General features: G+C 54.3%; 1 rRNA gene (cut by a window edge). It reads left to right on the forward strand.

What is annotated here, in order from left to right:
* Positions 1 to 65: 65 nt before the first annotated feature.
* Positions 66 to 1,340 (forward strand): 23S ribosomal RNA (locus tag ABZ004_RS40445); it runs 1,612 nt beyond the window's last position.

A 1,340-nucleotide genomic window follows, 5' to 3' on the forward strand; every position in this document is an offset into this window, starting at 1 on the left:
GGTGTTCCTGCCCGTATTTTGAGAACTGTATAGTGGACGCGAGCATCTTTGTAGTTTTTGTTGTGTGACAAGCTACTAAGGGCAATCGGTGGATGTCTTGGCACCAAGAGCCGATGAAGGACGTTGGAGCCTGCGATAAGCCCCGGGGAGTTGGCAACCAAGCTGTGATCCGGGGGTGTCCGAATGGGGAAACCCAGCTGGCATTCTAAAGCCAGTTACCAGTGCCTGAACACATAGGGTTCTGGAGGGAACGCGGGGAAGTGAAACATCTCAGTACCCGCAGGAAGAGAAAACAATAGTGATTCCGTGAGTAGTGGCGAGCGAAAGCGGATGAGGCTAAACCATGTGCGTGTGATAGCCGGCGTGCGTTGCGTATGTGGGGTTGTGGGAGCATTCAGATCCTAATGCCGTGGGGTCAGGGAGTTATAAATCATGGTTGAAGTCGAACCGGCTGGAATGTCGGACCGTAGTGGGTAATAGTCCCGTAGATGTAAGGCTGTGACTTCCGAGTGTTTTCCCAAGTAGCACGGAACTCTTGAAATTCCGTGTGAATCTGGCGGGACCACCCGCTAAGCCTAAATACTTCTTGGTGACCGATAGCGGACTAGTACCGTGAGGGAAAGATGAAAAGTACCCCGGGAGGGGAGTGAAATAGTACCTGAAACCGGTTGCCTACAATCCGTCGGAGCGCTCACCTTGTGTGGGTGTGACGGCGTGCCTTTTGAAGAATGAGCCTGCGAGTTAGTGGTGTGTGGCGAGGTTAACCCGTGTGGGGTAGCCGTAGCGAAAGCGAGTCTGAATAGGGCGTTTTAGTCGCATGCTCTAGACCCGAAGCGGAGTGATCTATCCATGGGCAGGTTGAAGCGCGGGTAAGACCGCGTGGAGGACCGAACCCACCAGGGTTGAAAACCTGGGGGATGACCTGTGGATAGGGGTGAAAGGCCAATCAAACTCCGTGATAGCTGGTTCTCCCCGAAATGCATATAGGTGCAGCGTCGCGTGTTTCTTACCGGAGGTAGAGCACTGGATGGTCTAGGGGGCTTACCGGCTTACCGAAATCAGCCAAACTCCGAATGCCGGTAAGTGAGAGCGCGGCAGTGAGACTGCGGGGGATAAGCTCCGTAGTCGAGAGGGAAACAGCCCAGATCACCAGCTAAGGCCCCTAAGCGCTTGCTAAGTGGAAAAGGATGTGGAGTTGCCCAGACAACCAGGAGGTTGGCTTAGAAGCAGCCACCCTTGAAAGAGTGCGTAATAGCTCACTGGTCAAGTGATTCCGCGCCGACAATGTAGCGGGGCTCAAGCAAGCCGCCGAAGCTGTGGCATTCACATATGTACCCGGT

Source organism: Kribbella sp. NPDC006257, from assembly GCF_040613535.1.
GTDB lineage: Bacteria > Actinomycetota > Actinomycetes > Propionibacteriales > Kribbellaceae > Kribbella.